This is a genomic window from Lysinibacillus sp. VIII_CA, from assembly GCF_049943995.1.
Lineage (GTDB): Bacteria > Bacillota > Bacilli > Bacillales_A > Planococcaceae > Lysinibacillus > Lysinibacillus pinottii.
Map to the genome: position 1 here is coordinate 61,628 of NZ_JBNFXM010000002.1, position 23,454 is coordinate 85,081.

General features: G+C 37.0%; 20 protein-coding genes. 16 read left to right on the forward strand and 4 right to left on the reverse strand.

The window, feature by feature from the left end; genetic code table 11:
* The first annotated feature begins 71 nt into the window (after window positions 1-71).
* From ACP3VS_RS03615 to ACP3VS_RS03625, 3 genes are all read left to right on the forward strand, one after another.
* Complete coding sequence (locus tag ACP3VS_RS03615; RefSeq protein WP_036162327.1) at window positions 72-977, forward strand: DMT family transporter; 906 nt, start codon at window positions 72-74, stop codon at window positions 975-977.
* A gap of 763 nt (window positions 978-1,740) precedes the next feature.
* The gene (locus tag ACP3VS_RS03620; RefSeq protein ID WP_012295718.1) at window positions 1,741-3,009 is read left to right on the forward strand and encodes an L-lactate MFS transporter; all 1,269 of its coding nucleotides are present in this window, start codon (window positions 1,741-1,743) and stop codon (window positions 3,007-3,009) included.
* A gap of 268 nt (window positions 3,010-3,277) precedes the next feature.
* Window positions 3,278-3,970: an AIM24 family protein gene (locus ACP3VS_RS03625; protein WP_012295717.1), complete on the forward strand. Its 693-nt coding sequence runs from the start codon at window positions 3,278-3,280 to the stop codon at window positions 3,968-3,970.
* A gap of 40 nt (window positions 3,971-4,010) precedes the next feature.
* Here ACP3VS_RS03625 and ACP3VS_RS03630 read toward each other — a convergent pair whose 3' ends face one another.
* The gene (locus ACP3VS_RS03630) at window positions 4,011-5,264 is read right to left on the reverse strand and encodes an NAD(P)/FAD-dependent oxidoreductase (protein ID WP_012295716.1); all 1,254 of its coding nucleotides are present in this window, start codon (window positions 5,262-5,264) and stop codon (window positions 4,011-4,013) included.
* 286 nt (window positions 5,265-5,550) lie between these two features.
* Here ACP3VS_RS03630 and asnB point away from each other — a divergent pair, with 286 nt between their 5' ends.
* The 4 genes from asnB (at window position 5,551) to ACP3VS_RS03650 (ending at window position 11,687) form a co-directional block, all read left to right on the forward strand.
* Window positions 5,551-7,398 carry an asparagine synthase (glutamine-hydrolyzing) gene (asnB, locus tag ACP3VS_RS03635; protein WP_012295715.1) on the forward strand — a complete coding sequence of 616 codons (1,848 nt, stop codon included), beginning with the start codon at window positions 5,551-5,553 and terminating at the stop codon, window positions 7,396-7,398.
* Between the two features lie 269 nt (window positions 7,399-7,667).
* Window positions 7,668-9,281, forward strand: a complete 1,614-nt coding sequence (locus ACP3VS_RS03640) for a putative polysaccharide biosynthesis protein (protein WP_200991382.1) — start codon at window positions 7,668-7,670, stop codon at window positions 9,279-9,281.
* Window positions 9,282-9,291: 10 nt separating this feature from the next.
* Window positions 9,292-10,005: a pseudouridine synthase gene (locus tag ACP3VS_RS03645; protein ID WP_012295713.1), complete on the forward strand. Its 714-nt coding sequence runs from the start codon at window positions 9,292-9,294 to the stop codon at window positions 10,003-10,005.
* A 164-nt stretch (window positions 10,006-10,169) separates the two neighbouring features.
* Window positions 10,170-11,687 carry a GGDEF domain-containing protein gene (locus ACP3VS_RS03650; protein ID WP_426388383.1) on the forward strand — a complete coding sequence of 506 codons (1,518 nt, stop codon included), beginning with the start codon at window positions 10,170-10,172 and terminating at the stop codon, window positions 11,685-11,687.
* 58 nt (window positions 11,688-11,745) lie between these two features.
* Here ACP3VS_RS03650 and ACP3VS_RS03655 read toward each other — a convergent pair whose 3' ends face one another.
* Window positions 11,746-12,915, reverse strand: a complete 1,170-nt coding sequence (locus ACP3VS_RS03655) for an MDR family MFS transporter (RefSeq protein ID WP_012295711.1) — start codon at window positions 12,913-12,915, stop codon at window positions 11,746-11,748.
* A gap of 312 nt (window positions 12,916-13,227) precedes the next feature.
* Window positions 13,228-13,449 carry a DeoR family transcriptional regulator gene (locus ACP3VS_RS03660; RefSeq protein WP_004226074.1) on the reverse strand — a complete coding sequence of 74 codons (222 nt, stop codon included), beginning with the start codon at window positions 13,447-13,449 and terminating at the stop codon, window positions 13,228-13,230.
* Between the two features lie 356 nt (window positions 13,450-13,805).
* Here ACP3VS_RS03660 and pepV point away from each other — a divergent pair, with 356 nt between their 5' ends.
* The 7 genes from pepV to ACP3VS_RS03695 all read left to right on the forward strand — a co-directional run bounded on the left by pepV (window position 13,806) and on the right by ACP3VS_RS03695 (window position 21,233).
* Complete coding sequence (gene pepV, locus ACP3VS_RS03665; RefSeq protein WP_036162322.1) at window positions 13,806-15,212, forward strand: dipeptidase PepV; 1,407 nt, start codon at window positions 13,806-13,808, stop codon at window positions 15,210-15,212.
* A 27-nt stretch (window positions 15,213-15,239) separates the two neighbouring features.
* Window positions 15,240-16,094 carry a D-amino-acid transaminase gene (dat, locus tag ACP3VS_RS03670; RefSeq protein WP_012295709.1) on the forward strand — a complete coding sequence of 285 codons (855 nt, stop codon included), beginning with the start codon at window positions 15,240-15,242 and terminating at the stop codon, window positions 16,092-16,094.
* Window positions 16,095-16,324: 230 nt separating this feature from the next.
* Window positions 16,325-17,326, forward strand: coding sequence for a nuclease-related domain-containing protein (locus tag ACP3VS_RS03675; protein WP_012295708.1), 1,002 nt, complete (start codon window positions 16,325-16,327; stop codon window positions 17,324-17,326).
* Window positions 17,327-17,328: 2 nt separating this feature from the next.
* On the forward strand, window positions 17,329-18,267 hold the full coding sequence (locus ACP3VS_RS03680) for a diacylglycerol/lipid kinase family protein (protein ID WP_012295707.1): 939 nt from the start codon (window positions 17,329-17,331) through the stop codon (window positions 18,265-18,267).
* 96 nt (window positions 18,268-18,363) lie between these two features.
* Window positions 18,364-19,014: a tRNA (guanosine(46)-N7)-methyltransferase TrmB gene (trmB, locus tag ACP3VS_RS03685; protein ID WP_012295706.1), complete on the forward strand. Its 651-nt coding sequence runs from the start codon at window positions 18,364-18,366 to the stop codon at window positions 19,012-19,014.
* Window positions 19,015-19,025: 11 nt separating this feature from the next.
* A complete protein-coding gene (locus ACP3VS_RS03690; protein ID WP_031418585.1) occupies window positions 19,026-19,889 on the forward strand; it encodes a YtnP family quorum-quenching lactonase in 864 nt (287 codons plus the stop codon).
* 117 nt (window positions 19,890-20,006) lie between these two features.
* Entirely contained in the window at window positions 20,007-21,233 is a 1,227-nt protein-coding gene (locus tag ACP3VS_RS03695; protein ID WP_012295704.1) for a hypothetical protein, read from the forward strand.
* A gap of 57 nt (window positions 21,234-21,290) precedes the next feature.
* Here the strand turns inward: ACP3VS_RS03695 and ACP3VS_RS03700 are convergent, their stop codons facing one another.
* A complete protein-coding gene (locus tag ACP3VS_RS03700; RefSeq protein ID WP_008176726.1) occupies window positions 21,291-21,605 on the reverse strand; it encodes a hypothetical protein in 315 nt (104 codons plus the stop codon).
* A gap of 164 nt (window positions 21,606-21,769) precedes the next feature.
* On the opposite strand from ACP3VS_RS03700, the gene ACP3VS_RS03705 reads away from it, so the two are divergent.
* Both ACP3VS_RS03705 and ACP3VS_RS03710 read left to right on the forward strand, forming a co-directional pair.
* Complete coding sequence (locus ACP3VS_RS03705; RefSeq protein WP_012295703.1) at window positions 21,770-22,846, forward strand: M42 family metallopeptidase; 1,077 nt, start codon at window positions 21,770-21,772, stop codon at window positions 22,844-22,846.
* 59 nt (window positions 22,847-22,905) lie between these two features.
* Window positions 22,906-23,427, forward strand: a complete 522-nt coding sequence (locus ACP3VS_RS03710; RefSeq protein WP_012295702.1) for a DUF84 family protein — start codon at window positions 22,906-22,908, stop codon at window positions 23,425-23,427.
* Window positions 23,428-23,454: the final 27 nt, after the last annotated feature.

Consider the following 23,454-nt stretch of genomic DNA (forward strand, 5'->3'; position numbering starts at 1 on the left):
AAGGGAAGTAGATTTTTAAAAGAATTCATCATTAACGATGTAGAAGTCTCTTATATACAGGTGTGATAAATATGAAGCAACTAACAATCTATATGATTTTATTTAGCTGTGTATTTTTTTGGGCCAGTAACTTTATTATTGGCTCCATTTTAATTGAACATTGGTCTCCGATCATGGTTGCCATTTTTAGATTAATTGTCATTGTCCTATTTTTAGGCTGCATTAGTTGGAAGGCTATTATTCGTACAAGATTAACACGCAATGACCTCCTATTACTAATCATTGCAGGGATACTAGGTGTTTCCATCAATCACTTTAGCTTTTACGCAAGTCTTCAGCATACCTCTCCTATTACCGCGGCTTTAATTTTAGCCTGCGCACCGATTGTCACGTCTTTGCTTAATAAAATGATGTATCAGGAATCACGAAACGGTATATTTTGGTTAGGTGCAATCATTTCGTTCGTAGGAGTTGGCCTCATCATTACTAAGGGAGCCCTCATCACCATTTCTATAGGGAAGGGGGAGGTGCTAAGTTTAATAACGATGCTAAGCTTTGCCTTATTCCTTATTATTGTGAATCATCTCAGTCTGAAATTGTCAGCTCAGTCCATCACCTTCTATACAAACTTAATCGGTTTGCTAGTGCTTGTACCATTTTCGTTTACAATGTGGACACAAACAAATTGGCAAGTAGCATACCCTTATTGGATTCTACTCATTTTATCAGCGGTTATTATTCATGGGATTAGTAATTTATTATGGAATCAAAAAATGAAGGAGATTGGCTCAACGAATGCTTCGCTATTATTGAATTTTGAGCCAGCTATCGCAATGCTATTAAGTGCAATTTTTTTAAAGCAATTTCCTACAAGTGTCCAAATATACGGCTCCTTATTGATTTTACTAGGAATTCTACTATGTATTTACTATAAGGAAATAAGAACTTTACTTTTTATGAAAAGAAAAATAACTTAAACAATCTTTTTTTCCGTACAGTATGTTGGAAATGTTTCTAGCATGCTGTTTTTTTTCTGTATATATTGTTTTTTTGAAAAAATAATATGTCTTAAAAAAGGGTCTTGTTCTAGCATGTTTGTCACCTGATAGAAGCGAATGATTCTGTTACAGAGTGTTGAGTGTTCAACTTTAAGTTGAAAAAATATATATTTGAATAATAAAAATGTAGAGATATTGAAAGTGATTTAAAAATTATACATTCCATGTATTGTTATAAAAATATCATTTTACAAATATAAGTAAAAAAACAGTCGTTATTATATTTTTAAGGTTATTTTTAATGATAAAAATTTTGTTCGTTTCTATTGTAAATTTCTCTCTTATTCTAAAAATTTCTACATTATATCTTTAGCGTCTGCTTCGTTTTAAGTGATAGAGAGGTACTGTTAGAAATGGTGAAAAGAGACGTATACATCAAGTGAATGTGAAAATATGCACAAAAATAATTATCTCAATATAATTAATAGTTATTTATAAAATAGAGTAGAAAAGTAATAATAGCTAAATGGTGTAATGTTTTTTGTAGGATAAACGCTGTTCTGCTTAGAGACTGTAAGGTTTATGTGATAAAAAACACTAATGGGAAAACAAAATACTTTTTGGAGAAATAATATTTTTTAGAAAAACATCTTGCATTTGAATAATTCTAAGTGGTAAATTGTTTTACATGGACGTTCATAGAATTTTCACAGGTAGCAAAAGAGGGGAGAAATGAGAATTTATGAATAAAAATAGATGGTTAATTGCATTATCTGCAATCGCTATTCACCTTTCAATCGGTGGAGCCTATGCATACAGTGTATACAAGCTACCGATTGTCACAGAAATGGGATGGAGTGAAACAAAGGTAACGGTTGCCTTTACCATTATGATGGGGCTTGCTGGGTTTTCAGCTGCATTATTTGGTAGTTTAGTAGAGAAAATGGGACCACGTAAATCGGCGATGGTAGCAGCTGTCTTATTTGGAGCAGGACAAGCTGGTGCAGGTGTAGCGATTTCAATGGATTCTGTCGTGTTGTACTGGTTAACATATGGTGTACTAAGTGGATTAGGTATGGGGATTGGTTATATTGCGCCAGTATCAACGCTTGTAAAATGGTTCCCAGATCGACGAGGTCTAGCAACAGGGATGGCCGTACTTGGGTTTGGATCTGGTGCCCTGATTACTGCACCAGTGGCAGCCAACTTAATGGAGGCAGTTGGCATCTCTACGACATACTTTATTTTAGGTGCAAGTTATTTCACGTTAATGATTTTAGGGGCTTCATATATAGCGCCGCCTAAGCCTGGTTATATGCCAGCTAATATGAAGGCAGCAGCCGATAACGGCAAAGAAGTAGTAAAGAAAGATTTAGCAGTTATGTCAGCACGTGAGGCTGTCAAAACAAAGCATTTCTGGATGCTATGGTCTATGCATTTAGTTAATGTTACAGCAGGAATTATGATGATATCTGTTGCCTCACCAATGGCGCAGGAAATTGTTGGGCTATCAGTCGCAGGAGCAGCAGCGATGGTAGGAATCATGGGGTTATTTAATGGTGGTGGTCGTTTAATCTGGGCGGCTGTGTCTGATTATATTGGGCGTTCAAATGTTTTTGTTATTTTCTTTACAGCACAGCTAATCACATTTATCGTTTTACCACATACTACAAACGTAATTATTTTCCAAGCACTTATTTTCTTAGTAGTTAGTTGCTATGGTGGAGGGTTCTCAAATTTACCTGCTTTTGCAAGTGATTTATTTGGAACAAAGCAACTGGGTGTTATTCATGGGTATTTATTAACAACTTGGTCATTGGGTGGTATTTTCGGACCGTTGTTAGTAAGCACAATTAAAAATGCTTATGGAAGCTATATTCCTGTATTCTATGTATTTGCAGGTTTAATCGCTGCTTCATTAATCATTTCATTAACATTACGTGCAGATGTACGTAAACAAACAGCTTTAAAAGCGGCACAAAATGTTGGAGACGTTTCCGCTACTCAATAATATATTTTTGGGATAACTGTATAGGTGTCATTTCGCACGTGGCACTTATATAGTTATTTTTTTGCTTTTGTTGTTATATAACAATATTCAATTACTTATTTAATGTATAACAGTGCATTTCTGATGTCAATACCATTACTGGAAATAAAAAGATTTCTTTATTAAAAGAGAAAATTTGTAACGAAAGAGGAGTTAAGGGATAAACAGCTAAAATTTGAATCTTTTCTCAAGGGTAATCGTATATAAAGTATTTAGGGAGGGATTTACTATGGGGAAATTTTCTTTAGATGAATTTGTTCAAAAAACACAGCAGGATGATCTAGAAAATGATTATTTTGAATTGGAAACTGAGCGTGTATTAGAGGTAAATTTAAACGGTGAAGTATGGTCCAAAATGGGCGCAATGATTTCCTATACAGGAGACATTAAATTCGAACGTGAGCGCGTGTTGGAGCACGGACTTGGTAAGATGTTTAAGAAGGCTTTAACAGGTGAAGGTACACAATTGATGAAAGCGAGCGGGAAGGGTAGACTTTATTTAGCAGATCAAGGCAAGAAAGTAACCGTCTTCGATTTGAAAAATGACAGTCTCTGCGTTAATGGTAATGATCTGCTCGCATTTGAGCCTAGCATCAACTGGGATATACGTTTAATGCGAAAAATGGCTGGCATCATGTCAGGTGGCTTATTTAATGTAACGTTACAAGGTACAGGAAAAGTAGCGATTACAACACATTTCGAACCATTAACCTTATTAGTAAAACCTGGCGAAACGGTATATACTGATCCACATGCTACGGTTGCGTGGTCAGGTAATTTAACACCTGAGTTTAAAACAGATATCAGCTTCCGTACATTTATCGGTCGTGGGAGTGGCGAATCAATCCAGATGGCGTTTTCGGGTGAGGGCTTTGTCATTATCCAACCATTTGAGGAAGTATATATGTCTAGTGAAAGCTAAAAAAAGCGTGTCCGTTTTGTCCGGACACGCTTTTCTTCTATTATTTTAATGCAGCGTGCATACCTGCAATGCGTCCTGTTACTAAGGCTGAGGTAATATTATATCCCCCTGTATAGCCGTGAATATCTAGAATTTCACCACAGAAGAATAATCCTTCTTTTCTCTTTGAAGCCATTGTTTTTGGTTCAATTTCTTTTACGGAGACACCACCGCCCGTAACAAATGCTTTATCAAGTGATTGTGTGCCACTTACCGTCAATGTGAAGTTAACGAGTAAACGCGCTAGGTGACGAATTTTATCTTGGGATAATTCAGCCCCCGTTAATTGTACATCGATATTGGCCCGTTCACATAAAAATAATAGCCAACGTTCAGGAGCAATACCTTTCCAAGCATTTTTCACAGCCTTTTTCGGATCTTCTTTAATCAACTTATTTAAATATTGGAGACATGTTTCTTCATTATAATTAGTTAATGTTTGTATACGCATTGTCACGGGCTCGTAGCCTGTTTTCATTAATTCTTTCACAACGAATTGGCTACAGCGTAAAACGGCAGGACCGCTTAAGCCAAAGTGCGTAAAGAGCATATCCATTTGATGGGTAACGAGTACCTTACCTTTTTTATTTAGCACAGAGACAGCAACATCACGCAATGCAAGACCCTGTAGTTCACGTGATAAAATAAAGTCCTCTTTCGATATGACAGGGACTTCTGTTGGGAATAATGTTGTGATTGTATGGCCAGCCCGTTCTGCCCATGGATAGCCATCACCTGTAGAGCCTGTTTGTGGGACAGCCTTGCCACCAACGGCCACAATGACGGCTTGGCTACGAATTTCTGAGCCATCTGCAAGGCGCACACCCAAAATTTTTTCTTCATCCATAACAAGCTTGTTAACGGCTGTGTGTAAACGAACTTCAACATGTAAACGTTGAAGCTGACGAATTAGCGCATCGACAACATCTTGTGCTCGGTTAGATACCGGAAACATTCTACCATGATCCTCTTCTTTTAAAGACACACCAAGCCCTTCAAAAAATGCGATAATATCTTCATTATTATAAACGGTAAAAGGACTATAAAGGAAACGGCCATTACCAGGTATATGTTTTACTATTTCTTCAACAGGCAAACGATTGGTCACATTACAGCGCCCGCCGCCAGAAATGGCTAATTTTTTGCCAAGTTTTGCACCTTTTTCTAACAATAAAACTTTCTTTTTCCGCTCTCCAGCAGCAATCGCCGCCATTAAACCAGATGGGCCACCACCGATCACGATTACATCATACATAGTTAGAAACTCACTTTCTTTTCAATTTAGGAATCTTTCCTATTATACATGAAGTCTATATAGAGGAGGGGCTTCTTTGACATTGAAAATATTAGCAAAGTGTTTTATAATTCTTTATCCCTTCCCTCGTGTAGAAGGGGATTTTATAGTAGAATGAAACACAATAAATTTTATTATACAATTATATCGATGAAAGTTTCCTTTATTAGCATTGTCAGCATGAAATGAATGTCTTTTCATGCTATTATGGTAAAGGTTATGCACTAAATTATGAGGTGAAAATAGAATGTGCGGATTTATAGGTTATATTAATGGAACAAATGTGATTGATCATCATCAAACAATTGAAAATATGATGAATACAATTATTCACCGCGGGCCAGATAGTGGTGGTATTCATAGTGACGATACAGTAACGTTAGGATTCAGACGATTAAGTATTATTGATTTATCGGATGTAGCGAATCAACCACTATATAGTGAAGACGGCAATATTGTGCTTGTATTTAATGGAGAAATTTTTAATTTCCAAGAGCTACGTGCAGATCTGATTGAAAAAGGACATACCTTTAAAACGCAATCAGATAGTGAAGTTATTATTTATGGTTATGTAGAATACGGTGTAGATTTTGTGAAAAAGCTACGTGGTATGTTTGCTTTCTGTATTTGGGATAAAAAGAATGATTTACAATTCATTGCTCGTGATGGCTTTGGCATTAAACCATTGTATTACTCTGAACATACAACAGACGGTACGTTTATTTTTGGTTCTGAAATTAAATCATTTTTACCACATCCTTCATTTATTAAAGAATTAAATAAAAAGGCATTACGTCCTTATTTAACATTCCAATATTCTTCGATGGATGAGACCTTCTTTAAAGGGGTCTTTAAATTACCACCAGCACACTATATGCTTATTCAAAATGGCAAAAAGCAAATTGTGCAATATTGGGATAAAAAATTCCATGCAAAAGAAGCTTCCATTGAAAAATACATTGAAGAAATTCGTACAACTGTTAAAGAATCAGTAGAGGCACATAAAATCAGTGATGTAAAAGTTGGTTCTTTCTTATCGGGGGGTATTGACTCAAGTTATATTACTTCATTATTGCGTCCCGATAAATCATTCTCAGTTGGGTTTGCTGATTATGAAGATATGTTTAATGAAACGAACCTCGCAAAAGATTTATCGGATACACTAAATATTCAAAATGAACGTAAATATATTACAGCAGACGAGTGCTTTGAAGCTCTTCCGAAAATCCAATGGCATATGGATGAGCCGCAATCGAATCCTTCTTCTGTACCACTGTACTTCCTTTCAGAGCTAGCCTCTAAAGATGTAACAGTTGTCCTATCAGGTGAAGGAGCGGATGAAATTTTTGGTGGCTACTCTTGGTATCAAAACTCAGGAAGAATGCAAAAATATGAAAAACTTCCATGGGGTGTTCGTAAAACGTTACGGGGAATAGCAGAAGCTCTACCTAAAAGCCAATATACTAACTTCCTCATTAAAGGTGGTCAAACGGTAGAAGAACGCTTTATAGGAGAAGCAGTAGTTTGGGATGAAGTAGATGCGATTAATGTTTTAAAGCCTGACTATAAAAATGCACCATCTGTAAAATCGATTACAAAACGTATTTATGACGAAGTACCAGGCGAAGATGATGTGACGAAAATGCAATACTTAGATTTAAATCTTTGGATGCCAGGAGATATTTTATTAAAAGCTGACAAGATGAGTATGGCGCATTCGATTGAATTACGTGTACCATTCTTAGATAAAGAAGTTATGGAATTAGCTAAAAATATTCCATCTCAATATCGTGTCAACGACATTGATACAAAATATGTTCTACGCCAAGCTGCACATCAAGAATTACCAGAAGAATGGGCAAAACGTCCAAAGTTAGGCTTCCCAGTGCCAATTCGCCACTGGTTGCGTGAAGAGAAATACTACAATATGGTAAAAGAAATGTTTACAACTGACTTTGCCAATGAATTTTTTGATACAAAACAATTGGTTGGCTATCTAGATGAACACTATGAAGGAAAAGCAAACCGTGGCCGTTATATTTGGACAGCCTATGTATTCCTAGTATGGTATAAAAAGTTCTTTGTGGACATGTAATAATGAAATGAGCTTTAATCGGTGGGGTTTTTGTTATCCTCACCGATTATTTTCAGGTCTTTTTTCATCAAGTATACTTTTAAATGAACTTTTTGTTGTTTTTATGCGTCTCATTTCCTATAAATATGTTAAGATTACAGTTGGTTTACTTATGAAACATACATGCTATAGCGCTTGTATGTTGTTACTTCAAAAAATAATAAAAAGATTTATAGGTCAGCTTTTGAGTATTTCTATAATATTGATTTTACAATGAATGGATGGGTATGATGTCCAATTTAATGAAAGGTACTGCGATATTAACATTGGGGATGTTTTTATCGAAGGTGCTCGGATTAATTTATATTTTCCCGTTTTATGCAATTGTTGGAGAGAAAAATATCGCGCTCTATCAGTATGCATACATCCCTTATTCTATTATGCTGGCAATTGCCATTTCAGGTGCGCCCATTGCCGTCTCTAAATTTGTTTCTAAATACAATGCAATGGGGGACTATCAATCAGGTCGTAAACTGATGAAATCGGGCATAATCATTATGATGATGACCGGTTTTGCAGCATTTATTGCACTCTTCTTCCTTGCTACGCCTATTGCGGGATTGGTTATTAAGAGTGAAGAACAAGTTTTTACAGTAGATCAGATTGCATCGGTTATAAGATGGGTTAGTTTTGCCTTAATCGTTGTACCATTTATGAGTCTTTGGCGAGGTTTCTTCCAAGGCTATGACAAAATGGAGCCTACCGCTGTATCACAATTAGTGGAGCAAATTGTGCGAATTGTCGTGTTACTAGGTGGTTCCTTTATCGTGGTTGTTGTGTTCAAAGGTAAACCTGAGACAGCCATTTCCTTTGCCGTATTTGCAGCCTTTATCGGAGCAATTGGTGGCTTAGGTGTTCTATATTATTATTGGAAAAAATATCAGCCTGAATTTAACTTACTACGCAGTCAAAGTGTAACCTCTACACAGCTGCCAATGTCCAATATTTATAAAGAAGTTATTACCTACTCCATACCAATGGTGTTTGTAGGTGTAGCCAATCCACTATTCCAATTAGTCGATATGCTTACTTTTAACGGGGCCATGACATCTATTGGCTTGGCTGAGGTGACAGATACCTATTTATCGATGATTAACTTTATGACACATAAGGTAGTTATCATTCCTGTCATGCTAGCAACAGGTTTTTCGATGGCACTTGTCCCAACCATTACAAAATATTACACACAGGGTGAATATTTATCCTTGCGTCATGCGATGGATAAAACCTATCAAATTTTAATCTTCATTACATTGCCAGCAGTGGTTGGTATTTCTCTGTTAGCAAATGAGATTTACTTTATGCTTTATTCCGAAAGTGAAATGGGTGCGATGATTTTAGCCCATTATGCACCTGTGGCCATTTTATTTGCGTTATTCCAAGTCACAGCAGCCCTATTACAGGGAATTGATTTTCAAAAATGGATTGTTTTCAGCTTATTATCAGGTATTTTCGTTAAGCTAGCGTTAAATATCCCATTAATTCGTTTGTTGGAGGCAGATGGTGCAATTGTAGCAACTGCTATCGGGTATAGTGTATCAATTCTTATTAATATACTTGTGCTACGTAAAACATTAAATTATCGATCAGAAATGGTCGTTCGCCGAGTCCTGTTAATTGCATTATTGACGATGGCAATGGCAATCAGTGTGTTGATTGTGCATAAGCTACTAGAATTAATAATGGGTCCTGTCGATAGTAAATTCTCTGCATTACTGTTCTCAGTTATTTGTGCAGTTGTTGGAGTGGCTGTCTACGGCTTCTTGTCACTTCGTATAGGTTTAGCACAGAAGCTATTAGGTGAACGGTTGACTCGTATTATGAGCAAGCTGGGAATGAAATAGGAGTGGTAAGATGCGTTTAGATAAATTACTTGCAAATATGGGGTATGGCTCGCGCAAGGAAGTTAAGCAGCTATTAAAGCAAAAAGCTGTCACAGTAGACGGTGCTTCTGTCAAGGATGCTGCCATGCATGTAGATCCAGAACAGCAAAATGTATCCGTCTATGGAGAGCGTGTCATTTATACGGAGTTTGTCTATTTTATGATGAATAAACCACCAGGTGTTATTTCTGCAACAGAAGATTTAAGAGATGAAACAGTTATTGACTTACTGGAGCCAGTAGACCAGCATTTTCAACCTTTTCCGGTTGGCCGACTCGATAAAGATACAGAAGGCTTACTGGTATTAACGAATGATGGCATATTAGCTCATAATTTATTGTCTCCTAAAAAACATGTGCCAAAGGTTTATTACGCACATATTGAAGGTGTTGTAACGGAAGAGGACGTAGAGAAGTTTGCGAATGGTGTGGAGCTAGATGACGGGTATATGACAAAGCCTGGAAAGCTTGTCATTCTCAAATCTGCACCACAATCTGAGATTGAGTTAACCATTCAGGAGGGCAAGTTTCATCAGGTGAAGCGAATGTTCGAGGCTGTAGGGAAACGCGTAACCTATTTAAAACGTATATCTATGGGGAATCTAAAGTTAGACGATCAACTGGAGCTAGGTGAATATCGTGAGCTAACTGTAGAAGAATTAGACTGCTTACAAAATAACCCTTAACATGTTCCTCGGTGCTGACTTAGCATCGGGGATTTTTATATACAGCCTTATAACCGTAACTGTATAATATGTAATGTGTTATCTTAATATAGTGAAGAAACGTATCATTCTCTAAGATATTTCCAAAAAATGATGGTGAAAATAAGTAGAGGGCGGGCCAATAAATGAAGAACCTGCGAATTAAATTATTACTATCTTTAATAGCTTTTGCAGTCATACTTGTTGCTGTGATTTCGTATGTGAATAGGCAAATATTAGCTGACGATATAGAAGAACAAGTAGCCAGAAATAGAGTGTTAATAGAAAATCATATTCTTACAGATATGCGAGCTGTAGATAATGCGCACTTATATTTTGATGCAAATATGTCAGACGAAATGGAGCAGGCACTTAGAGCTTTAAAAAACTATTATCGTGAGAACCCTAATGTTGCTACATGGGATTTACAACAATTGAAAAATAAACATGATATGGATATATACATATTAGATCAGACTAATACAGTGTTATACACAACATTTGATAAAGATATAGGTTTCAATTTTTCTAAGTGCTGTCAACGTTTTTCTGCCTTATTGGATGAACGGCGTGCGAGTGGAGAATTTTTTACAGACGGAATAGACATTTCCACAACGACAGGAGAATACCGAAAATTTGCCTACCTTGCGACACATGATAAGAAATATCTACTTGAACTAAGTATAGACTTATTGAAAAACCCAGTCTTTCAAACCTTTAACTTTGAAAAAACTTCAGAATATTTGGTAGCGAAATATGTTGATTTAGTAGAAGTGCAAACGATTAGTGCTGGTGGGGTTTTCTTTAATGATTCAAAATCGAAGCGGATAACCGTTCAAGAACAATCCGAACAGTTTCAGAAATATTTTGAGCTAGCAAGGAAGAAGATGCAGCCTGTCGAGTATCAAGAAGCATTTAATCAGGGTTATATGGAAACGCATCTTTTTTTACCATATGAAGCAGAGACGGTCAGAGGGGAGTCTTCCCACAGAATTGTTTATGTGAAGTATGCTAATTTCACAAAAATGGAAGCGCTTCAAAAAAACACAAAACAGTTTTGGGTTTTATTAACCATTGCTTTAATAACTGCCTTTGTCATGCTGTTAGTTATCAATAAAATACTCTCTAAAACAATCCATCTCGCCACTTTTGATCCGTTAACAGGTGTCTATAATCGAGCGACCTATATTCGAAAAATGGATAGCTTACTAAAGAAACGAAAATTAAATAGACCTGGACTATTGTTAATCGATTTGGATAATTTTAAACAAGTAAATGATCAATTTGGCCATGGGGAAGGCGATCAGATCCTAATTGGAACAGCCAAAATCCTAAAAAAAGTAGTGAAAAAAGACGGATTTGTCGTAAGATTTGGTGGCGATGAATTTGCCATGGTTTTGTACGATACAACAGAGCATCATATGCAGCAGGTAGCAGATGCTATCTTGACGCAAATAAGGACTCTTAAATTGGAAGATCATGCCATTCAAAAATGGTCCGTTCTATCAGTGAGTATGGGGGGGGCTATCTATCATCATCCCGAAGATTCAGAAATGAGCTTATTTGAACGAGCAGATCGAGCACTCTATCAATCGAAAAATGCTGGTAAAGACCAATATTCTAGCTTTGTCGAAGTGGCAGAGGTCGAAGATACCAAGATTTAAAAAAACGCCCCATACTATAGATAGCAAGGTGAGCTATTTTATAGATATGGAGCGTTTTTTAATGTGTTGATGTTTTAGATCGGTAAAAGATACAGCTACATAATACAAGAATGGCAATAATTGCAAACATGGCACCCATATAGTGCGTTAATAGCCAACCTCCAATAATGGGTCCTATAAAGCCCCCTAAATTTTTAAATTGTGCAGCGCCAAGGTAGGTCGCTTTTTGGGTGTCAGGCGCAATTTCATCAATCATGACATTCATTGTAGGGAAGGCAAAGATTTCGCCAATTGTAAAAATAATCATCGCGATGATATAGAGTGTATAGTTGCTAGAGAACCCAAACATAAATAGTCCGATAGCAAAAAACAGAATACCGACTAATAGAGTGGCGGAGGATGAAAATCGTTCAGACACAATACTAATAGGCAATTGTAATAATAAGACGACCGCTGCATTGAGTGAAATCAATAGGGAATACAATTTTGTCCCATTTTCAACGGTTAATTCAATAACTTGTGGTAATGTCGAATCAAATTGAGAGTAGCCAATATTGATAAGGATTGCTCCAAAAATAAAGCTAAGTAACACACGATTTGTTAAAAGGATTGTGAAGGTATGCAATATTTTTGTTTGAGTTACAGCTTTTTGTTGTTGCATTTGATAACGATTTAACACGAAAAATAAAAATACAGCGTAAATTATATACATAATACCTGTTAGCATAAAAGGTATACTAGGACTTGCTAACTGAGAGATATAGACGCCTATTATTGGACCAATGACTGCGGCAATATTAATGGCCGTGTAACGTAATGAAAAAAGTCTTTTCCGTTTATCAGCAGGTGTAAAATCAATCATTAATGCCTGAGTGGAAGGTTCAAAAAATGAGCGACAAAGACCATTCAAGGCGTTGAATAGAATAAATAACCAAACCGTATGGACAGTGGCAAAGCCAAAGAATACGAGGCTCCACACTATAATCGTTATTAGAATGACACTTTTCCTTCCAAAACGATCCGTTAAATATCCACCGAAAAACCCGCCAACAGTGGAAATAAGGGGTGCAATACCAATTGTCAATCCAATTTGTAAAGGAGTGGCTTCAATTTCATTATGTAAATAAATAGCTAAAAAAGGCATTGCCATAAAGCTTGCAATCCGTGTGAAAACTGTTCCACCTAAAATAATCCAAACTAATGGATGAAACAAATTTGACAGTTTCATATAAAGCCCTCCTCTCAACAATTTAGAATGTTTCGAGTTTAACGGATTGTTAAGCAACTGTAAATAGTCAAAATATTCTCTAGAGATACACGTCAGTGAAATAAACTAAATGACTGAACGAGCTACACTTCATTTAAAAGAGAAAAATGAGACAGAGCTACTACGTAGAAGACCGTTCAATTTGTTAGCTTATTTCCCTGCCGATTCAACACGATAAAAATTATCTAATAATCTTCTAACAACAAAAAAAGAATGACCCCGACGAAAGGTCATTCTTTTCCATACACAATGCTTTACGCATTCTACGTAAAACTAAGACGTCAATTTTACTTTTTTCTTCGTCGTTGTCCATCTGCCTCGACTTGGACTCGTCACCAAATCGTTAAAGGCTAACACGTTCAAATCTCTTTGAACGGTGCGAGGAGTGATACTAAACTCTTCGACTAAATCCTGTGTAGACACGGTTCCTTTGTCTAAAATAAACATGTACACGTCTTTAATACGATTAAGCATTCGATCAGTAGTTGGTTTCATTAAATGAACCACTCCTTCATCTTAATTCTCTTGGCAAAGACTAGCGGACGACAATATGTGCGGAGTGCACTTAGGCTATTAAGTAGCTGCCTTAGACATCCCCTTTTCTAATTTTTATGTCAGAACAATTATTCTGATAACTTCATTATATAGAAAAACTACATGATTTTCTAGTGAATGCAAGAGAAATTTACAATAGAAACATAAAATTTTCACTGTATTTTGTGGGAATACGTGAAAAACATGCTATATGTGGTAGTGTCAGTAGAAGTTACTGAAAATAGTTGTCAGAAAGAGGATTGTCATATATGTTGTAAGGTGTAGAATAATGTTACTACTTGAAGGAGGTACATGGTATGGATTGGTTACAGGCTGCAAAAGAAAGGCAAGATGAATTAGTACAAGAGTTACAGGAGCTTGTGCAAATTAATAGTGTTCTTGATGAGGATACGAAAACTACTGAGGTACCTTTTGGTAATGGTCCACTTCAAGCGCTTGAATGGTTACTTGCGAAGGGCCAAAAAGAAGGGTTACTAACGAAAAATGTTGATAACTATGCTGGACATATAGAAATGGGTACAGGTGAAGAATTATTAGGTATTTTATGTCATGTTGATGTTGTTCCAGTTGGAGATGAAGCTGATTGGACATACCCGCCATTTAGCGGTACTGTAGCTGATGGTAGGCTGTATGCACGTGGTGCAATTGATGATAAAGGCCCTACAGTTGCGGCATGGATGGCTATGAAGCTTGTCAAGGATGCAGGTATTCAATTAGATAAAAGAGTGCGAATGATTATTGGTACGGATGAAGAAACAGGGTTCCGCTGTGTCGACCACTATTTCAAACAGGAGGAAATGCCGTCAATCGGTTTTGCCCCCGATGCAGATTTCCCGCTCATTAATGCTGAGAAAGGCATTGCAGAGCTTGTGTTCTCTCAAAATAAAGTAGGTGATGTAACGAAAGAACAACTACTATTATTTAATGCAGGAAAGCGTCCAAATATGGTACCAGATTTGGCAGAAGCCTCAATTCAGCATGCCTCAGCGGAATTCGAACAGAATTTTCAAACATTCTTAAGCAAAAATCAGCTAGATGGCTCTTTATTAATGGAGGACTCTCGCTATATAATAACTATCAAAGGTAAAGCAGCCCATGCAATGGAACCAGAAAAAGGAATCAATGCAGCTGTTTATCTTGCTGCGTTTTTACAACAAGAGTTGACGACTGAGTCAAGTAAGCAATTTGTCGACTTTATCGCAGATGTTTTTTATCAGGATCATTATGGCCATCAGCTTGAGTTGCAATTCGAGGATGCCATGTCTGGTCAGACAACATTAAATCCAGGCATTGTTAGCTATGATGTCAGTAAAGGTGGCAGTTTAGTGATTAGTATGCGCTATTCTGTGTCCTATCCATTCGATGAAAAAATTACGGAGGCTCAACGTTTAGTTGTAAAAAGAGGATTTTCATTAGATATTCAAGACGACTCCAAGCCCCATTATGTCAGTGAAGATGATCCATTTATCCAAACATTAGCGGCTATTTATAGACGTCAATCAGGAGATACAGAAACACCGTTATTATCTACAGGTGGTGGAACGTATGCACGTGTGCTGAAAAAAGGCGTGGCCTTTGGCATGCTATTCCCTGGGGAGCAGGATGTGGCGCATCGGGCGGATGAGTTTGTAGTGATTGAAAATCTTGTAAAAGCAGCGGCTATTTATGCGGAAGCAATTGTTGAGCTTGCGGGAAAAAAATAACATAAAGACGAAAAGGATGAACGGAAAATGGCATATTCATTATGGAATGATCAAATTGTTGAAGAAGGATCTATTGCAATCTCACCAGAAGACAGAGGTTATCAGTTTGGTGACGGTATTTATGAAGTAATTAAAGTTTATAACGGAAATATGTTTACAGCACAAGAGCACATTGATCGTTTCTATGCGAGCGCCGAAAAAATTCGCCTTGTTATCCCTTATACAAAAGATGTTTTACACAAGTTACTACATGAGCTAATTGAAAAGAATAATCTAGAAACAGGACATGTTTATTTTCAAATCACTCGTGGGGCTAATTCACGTAATCACGTTTTCCCGGATGCAAGTATTCCTGCTGTATTAACTGGAAATGTAAAAGCGGGTGAACGTGCATATGAAAACTTTGAAAAAGGTGTTAAAGCCACTTTTGTTGAGGATATTCGTTGGTTGCGTTGTGACATTAAATCTTTAAACTTGCTTGGTGCAGTATTAGCAAAACAAGAAGCTGCGGAGAAAGGTTGTTATGAAGCGATCTTACATCGCGGAGATATCGTGACAGAATGCTCTTCAGCTAATGTTTACGGAATTAAAGATGGAAAACTTTATACACATCCAGCTAATAATTTCATCTTAAATGGTATTACACGTCAAGTCATTTTAAAATGTGCGGAAGAAATTAATTTACCAGTAATCGAAGAGCCAATGACGAAAGCTGATTTACTAACAATGGATGAAATCATTGTGTCGTCTGTATCTTCTGAGGTTACGCCAGTCATTGATGTGGACGGCAACCAAATTGGGGCTGGAGTTCCCGGTGAATGGACTCGTCAATTACAGCAATCATTTGAAGCGAAATTACCACTTTCAATGAATACCAAATAAAAGAACCTTGTAGAGAACTATCTGTATGGATAGTTCTCTTTATTTATGGGTGTAATGTTGGGTCTCGTCATGTAAAATAAAAAGGATAGTAGAATAATCTTACAGATTGAAATTTGTAGAGCAAATGTCGATGTAATGAATACATAAGAATGCATAGACTCTTTTTTACAAAAGGGATCGAGAAAAAAGAGAACTAAAGAGATGGTAAGTAAGAATGGAGTGACCTTTACATGGCACAATTAGTAAAAATACAAGATTATATTTCTCGCTATCAAATTGACTTAGCAAGATATCCTACACAATTTGTACGCTTGAAGAAAAGCCAATGGGACCGTATTAAGCGTCAATGGGAATTGGGCGAAGATATAAGCGAATGGCAACATATTGATAATGAGACAGAAGCGGATACTTTAGAGGAAAAAGAGCGATTTTCCTTCATAAAAAAAATATTTACTGGACGACAAAAAGAAACAGAAGATGTTGAAGATATAGAAATATCAAACGAACTCATAAGTAGTGAGGATACTATTCCAGAAGAAGAAACAACACTAACATTTGAACCTAAGATTGTGTATGCTCCACAATCCATCCATGAACTGAAGCGTATGTTTATTGATCAATTCTTCCATTTCCAAATGAAATGGGCTAGCTCAACATTACGTGAAAAATCATATGTAGATCCTCGCTTCATGCGTGATTCGTTACTACGTACTTTGTTACAAACATTACCAGATAATTTTTTGTTGTTTTATTATCCTATCCTACAAATCAGAAAAGCACCGATTGAGCTTGATGTCGTATTAATGTCTCCGACGGAGTGTATTTGTATTACCGTTTTAGAAGCAGAAAATCAAGCTGTATATGTTGGTGGCAGTGATCGCTTTTGGATGAAAAAAGTAGGAACAAAGGACTTAAAAGTTTTGAATCCAACGATAAACTTAGCACGTATGGAGTCGGTACTATCTCAATTATTTAAAGAAGAAAACATAGATATGCCCATTCGTAAAGTTGTACTAACGCGGAATGGTTATTTTGATTATCCGGGTTCACCGTATGGGGTTCGTTTTGTTGATCGCCGTAATTACGGAGAATGGATGGAGCATTTGCGAAAGGTTTCTTCTCCAATGAAGCATATGCAAATACGTGCGGCTCAAACAATTTTAAATACTGTACAAACCACTTCGTTTAATCGAGATATTTGGCAGCAAGCATCACAAACAACAGAGGACTAAGTATGCAGATTCTATTTATTGTCAATGAAGCTGCCGGGAACGGAAAAGGGAAGAAAGTTTGGACTCAACTTCAAAAGCACCTAACGATAGACTATCAAGTGACTTTTACGGAATATGAAGGACATGGACGAGAGATTGCCAAACAATGGGTATTACAACAGCTGAATCCAAAGTTACTTATAGTTGTTGGTGGAGATGGTACCATCCATGAGGTGTTTAGTGCTGTTGTACATAATGAATTGTTAGTACTGGGTGTGGTTCGTGCTGGCTCTGGTAATGATTTTGCTCGCTCGTTTCCTACATTTTACAATGCTCAGCAAATCGAGGACTATGTAATGGCTTCTACCATGGCATATACACAAATAGATGCAGGGAACATTCAGCTCAGCGATAGCTGGGATGAATTCTTTGTCAATAATGCTGGCATTGGTTTTGATGCATATGTCACAAAATCGATTAATACATCACGCCTTAAATTTTACCTCAATAAATTAGGATTGGGTAAGCTATCGTATGCTGTTGCTGTCATTAGAGGCTTATTTAGCTTTAAATGTTTTAACGTCACCATACGTTCTGATCATCAAGAGTGGCAATTCCAACGAGCATGGTTTGTCGCCATGTGCAATCAGCCTTATTTCGGCGGAGGTATGAAAATATCACCAGCCGCAAAAGCAGATGATGGCCGAATGGACATTACAATTGTCCATGATATTTCTCGTCTAAAATTATTACTTATTTTTGTTACTGTTTTTTTTGAAAGGCATACGAAGTTTAAAGAAATCACATTTTTACAAGGACAACATTTCGATATTATCGTGAATGATGATCACAAGGTTGATTGTCATATGGATGGTAATTATAGCGGACGTGTCCATCAGGGTACTACCATCCACTGTACAGTGCAACAGAAGGCATGGAATATTACGACAAAGAGTTCTTAAATAATATCATTGCGCAATAATTTTATGCGAATGTAAGAGGAATACGTTATACTATAAAAAATCAATAATTTTATAAGAAAGAAATGAGGAACAACAGTGAGATTAAGAAATAAGCCTTGGGCAGAGGAAATGATTACAAATCATCCAGAGGTAATCGTTCCGAATCCTGAAGACTTTAAAGGAAATTGGCAGGTTGTTTTCGGAAATAACAACCCCATTCATATTGAAGTTGGTACTGGGAAGGGACAGTTTGTTACGGGAATGGCTTTGCAAAATCCAGATATTAATTATATTGGGATCGAACTTTATGATAGTGTAATCGTTTGTGCATTAGAGAAAGTTCTAGAAGCAAAATCTCCAGCGAATTTACGTTTACTTAAAGTAAATGGCGCGGATTTAAATAAATTCTTTAATAAAAATGATGTAGCACGTGTGTATTTGAATTTCTCAGATCCTTGGCCAAAAACACGTCATGCCAAAAGACGTTTGACGCATGGGGATTTTTTGAAATTATATGAGTCGATTTTGGTGGATAATGGGGAAATCCATTTTAAAACGGATAACCGTGGTTTGTTTGAATTTTCGTTAATCAGTATATCTGAATATGGTATGTTATTAAAGTATGTATCACTCGACCTACATGCAAACATGCCAGAGGATAATGTGATGACTGAATATGAGCAGAAATTCTCTGCGAAAGGACAGCCGATTTACCGCTTAGAGTCGCAATTTATCACTAAATTGTAGGGGGAATATGGATGGATCAGTTACAGTTTCACAATATGTCATTATCATGGCTTAACGGGGGTGTTACGTGTCTAGATGGTGGTGCGATGTTTGGAGTTGTCCCAAAACCACTTTGGTCGCGCAAATATCCAGTCAACGAAAAAAATCAAATTGAATTACCAACGGAACCAATTCTTGTTCAATATGAGGGCAGAAACTATCTTATTGATACGGGTGTTGGCTTTAACAAATTAAATGAAAAACAGCTAAGAAACTTTGGTGTAACAGAAGAATCTTCGTTAGCGGATAGTTTACAAGAGCTTGGTTTAACGACAGCAGATATCCATGCGGTGCTAATGACACATTTACATTTTGATCATGCTGGTGGTTTAACTCAGTGGCAAGATGATGTGCTTGTGCCTACTTTCCCAAACGCTAAAATTTTCGTAACAAAAATTGAATGGGACGAGATGCGTAACCCAAATATTCGCTCCAAAAATACGTACTGGAAAGAAAATTGGGAGCCTGTACAGCACTTAGTTGAAACCTATGAAGGTACGTTGGAAGTAGCTCCAGGAATTGAAATGATTCATACAGGTGGTCATAGTGAAGGTCATGCTGTAATCAAACTTACTCAACAAGGTGAAGTACTTTTGCATATGGCAGACATTATGCCTACACATGCTCATCAAAATCCATTATGGGTTTTAGCTTATGATGACTATCCAATGACTAGTGTTTTTGCGAAAGAACGTCTTATGAAAGAAGCTCTTGCCAATAACTATGGCTTTATTTTCTACCATGATGCCTATTATCGTATGATTAAATGGGATGAAACGGGGAAAGAAATCAAGGCTAAGCTCGAACGTAGTAGACAAGCTGTTATTACATTCTAACAATGACGAGGTAGTTGACATGAAAATGTCGATACCTCGCTTTTTTGTTCGTGAAGATGATGGAAAATATGATACACTAAACACGAAACTAAAATATAAAAGAGAGTTGAAATAAACATGGCAGCTGAACAACCATTTTTACCAGTTTTACTAGGGTCAGATATGAATGCATATGGGATGGCCCGTGCATTTTATGAAGCATATGGAATTAAACCACTTGTCTTAGGACGTTCTCATTTAACAGCAACACAAGATAGCCATATCCTGGAGTTTCAAGAAATCGACCGTTTAAATGAGCAGGATGTCTTTGCACCTGCGCTTGCACAAGTTGCAAAACAATATGCTGATCAAAAGCTATTGCTATTAGCGTGTGGTGACGATTATGCTAAGCTTATTATTAAAAATAAGCCAGCGCTGCAGGAGCATTTCACAGTGCCTTACATCGATGAATCTTTAATGGATGAAATTTTACTTAAAGAGAATTTCTACAAGATGTGTGATAAATACGATTTTAAATATCCAGGGACAACGACTGTAACAGCAGATAATTATGAAAATTTTACACCTCCATTCGAGTATCCAATTATTTTAAAGGCGTCAAATTCGGTGGAATATTGGGCATGTAAATTCCCAGGGAAGAAAAAAGTTTTTGTTGCGCATGACGAGGCAGAAAAAACAGCTATTTTAAAAGCGATTTATAGCTCAAGCTATCAAGATACAATGATTATTCAAGAATTTATCCCTGGTGATGATTCTTATATGCGTGTGCTTAATGCTTATGTGGGCAAAGACGGGAAAGTGAAGCTAATGTGTCTAGGAAATCCTATTCTAGAAGAGCATTCACCTGAAGGAATCGGCAGTTATGCAGCTATCGTAACAACATACGATAAAGAATTAATGGACCAAGTACGTTTCTTCTTAGAGGACATCGGCTATACAGGCTTTGCCAATTTCGATATGAAATACGATATTCGTGATAAACAGTACAAGCTGTTTGAAATTAATTTACGTAATGGACGTTCCAGCTATTATGTAACGGCAAGTGGCCATAACTTAATGAAGTATGTTGCTGATGATCATATGTTAAACATTAAGCAAGAAGTTACTTATGTAGAGGATAAACATCTATGGATGATTATTCCAAAAGGTGTATTGTTCAAATATGCATCGAACGAAAAGCTTAAATTAGAGGCAAAAAAATTAATTAGCGAGGGTAAATACACAAACTCCCTTTACTATAATGAAGATATGAATACAAAGCGTTGGGTGAAGCTAACACTCAATAACTTAAATTACTATCGTAAATATAAAAAATACTTTAATAATAAAGGTTTATCAGAATAATAAAGAGAAGCCATCTCAATTAAAAAGGAGATGGCTTCTTTTGCTTCTTTTTTAGCGCTAAACCTCTGTTAATTCAACTACAACGCCTGAGCGTGCATCAGCGGCAAATTCAAATGTTTGCATGTCACCTTCATGCATACGTGAGATTCCTCCACGATAGACAGGAATAGTAATGATACCATTTGTATAATCTTCTGTTTTCATAAAAATCCAGGAACCATCAATCGGTGCATCCTTTTTAAATTCTTTTTTTATGTTTTCAAGTACTTGTCCTGCAGGTACGAACGGAGAAACTTTTTCACTAGCTTCTTTAATAATGACTGCGGCAGCTAAGCCAGTTGCAACACCAATTAAAAAATCACGTAATTTCATACATCTTCCTCCTTTTTCTGTACCTATATTTTAGCATAGCCTATAGAGTGAATGCACGTTCACACGATAACAGTTTTAGGAAATGTATCAATATTTCGAATTCGGAAATAAATATGTTACAATAGGCGAGGAAGAATATTCTACTTCGTGGGGAGAGAGTCAACATGAATGAGGAAACATTGCAATTATTTAAAACATTAACAGAGTTACCAGGTGCTCCTGGTAATGAGCACGCTGTTCGCGCGTTCATGCGATCTGAGTTGGAAAAGTATTCAGATGAAATCGTTCAAGACAATTTAGGGGGGATTTTTGGGGTAAAGCATAGTGAAGTTGCGGATGCTCCAAAAATTTTAGTTGCAGGTCATATGGATGAAGTAGCATTTATGGTTACTTCTATTACTGATAACGGCATGATCCGCTTCCAGACGTTAGGTGGCTGGTGGAGCCAGGTTATGCTTGCACAACGTGTAGAAGTCTATACGAAAAATGGAGCTATCCCTGGTGTGATTGCATCTATTCCACCGCATTTATTAACGGATGCAGAGCGCTCTAAGCCCATGGATATAAAAAATATGTTAATCGATATTGGCGCTGACAACAAGGAAGATGCGGTAGCAATGGGGGTTCGTCCAGGACAATCCATTATTCCTGTTTGTCCATTTACACCTATGGCCAATCCGAAAAAAATTATGGCCAAAGCTTGGGATAACCGTTATGGCTGTGGTTTAGCAATTGAATTAATGAAAGAAGTCAAAAATGATAAGCTCGGATCTCATTTATATTCAGGCGCAAATGTAATGGAAGAGGTTGGTTTACGTGGTGCTCAAGTGTCAGCAAACATGATTAAACCAGATTTATTCTTTGCATTAGATGCATCACCTGCAAATGATACTTCAGGTAAAAAAGATCAATTTGGACAGCTTGGTAAAGGAACATTACTTCGTATTCTAGACCGTACAATGGTGACACATCGTGGAATGAGAGAGTTTATTTTAGATACGGCCGAGTCCAACCATATTCCATACCAATACTTTGTATCACAGGGTGGAACTGACGCTGGGCGAGTACATACAGCGAACGATGGTGTACCAAGTGCAGTAATTGGTGTTTGCTCACGTTATATTCACACATCTGCGTCTATCATTCACATTGATGATTATGCAGCTGCTAAAGCATTAATTGTTGAATTAGTGAAAAAAGCAGATCGTTCGACTTTAGAGTCTATTCGCGCTAATGTATAAGTAGTTGGAAAGATGCCTGTAAAAGGCATCTTTTTCTATGGAAAGAAAGTAGGGGTTTGATGAAAATAGCAATTGGAACAACTAATAAAGCGAAAACTGAAGCAGTTGAAGCTATTGCTCAAAATTATTTTGTGGATACAATCTTTACATATGTGAAAGCTGCTTCAGAAGTGTCAGATCAACCTATGTCGAATGAGGAAACGAGATTAGGTGCCATCAACCGCGCCAAAAATGCCATGCTAAAAACAGATGCATCATTATCCTTTGGCTTGGAAGGCGGTGTCACTGAAATCGAAGGCGAGATGTATGTATGTAATTGGGGTGCATTAACAGTCTCTGATGGGACAACGTTTACAGCGGCAGGTGCACAAATTATTTTACCAAAAGAAATTGCCCAGGAAATTAGAGCTGGTGGAGAGCTTGGCCCACTCATGGAGCAATATACACAGCGCAGAGATATTCGACAGGGGGCTGGAGCAGTAGGGATTTTCACTCAAGGTTTAGTCAGTCGACAAATGATGTTTGAGCATATTGTATCACTATTGGTTGGTCAATATTTGTTCACATTTCCCGAAAAATAGTTAAATGGAATTAGTGGTGCGTATGCG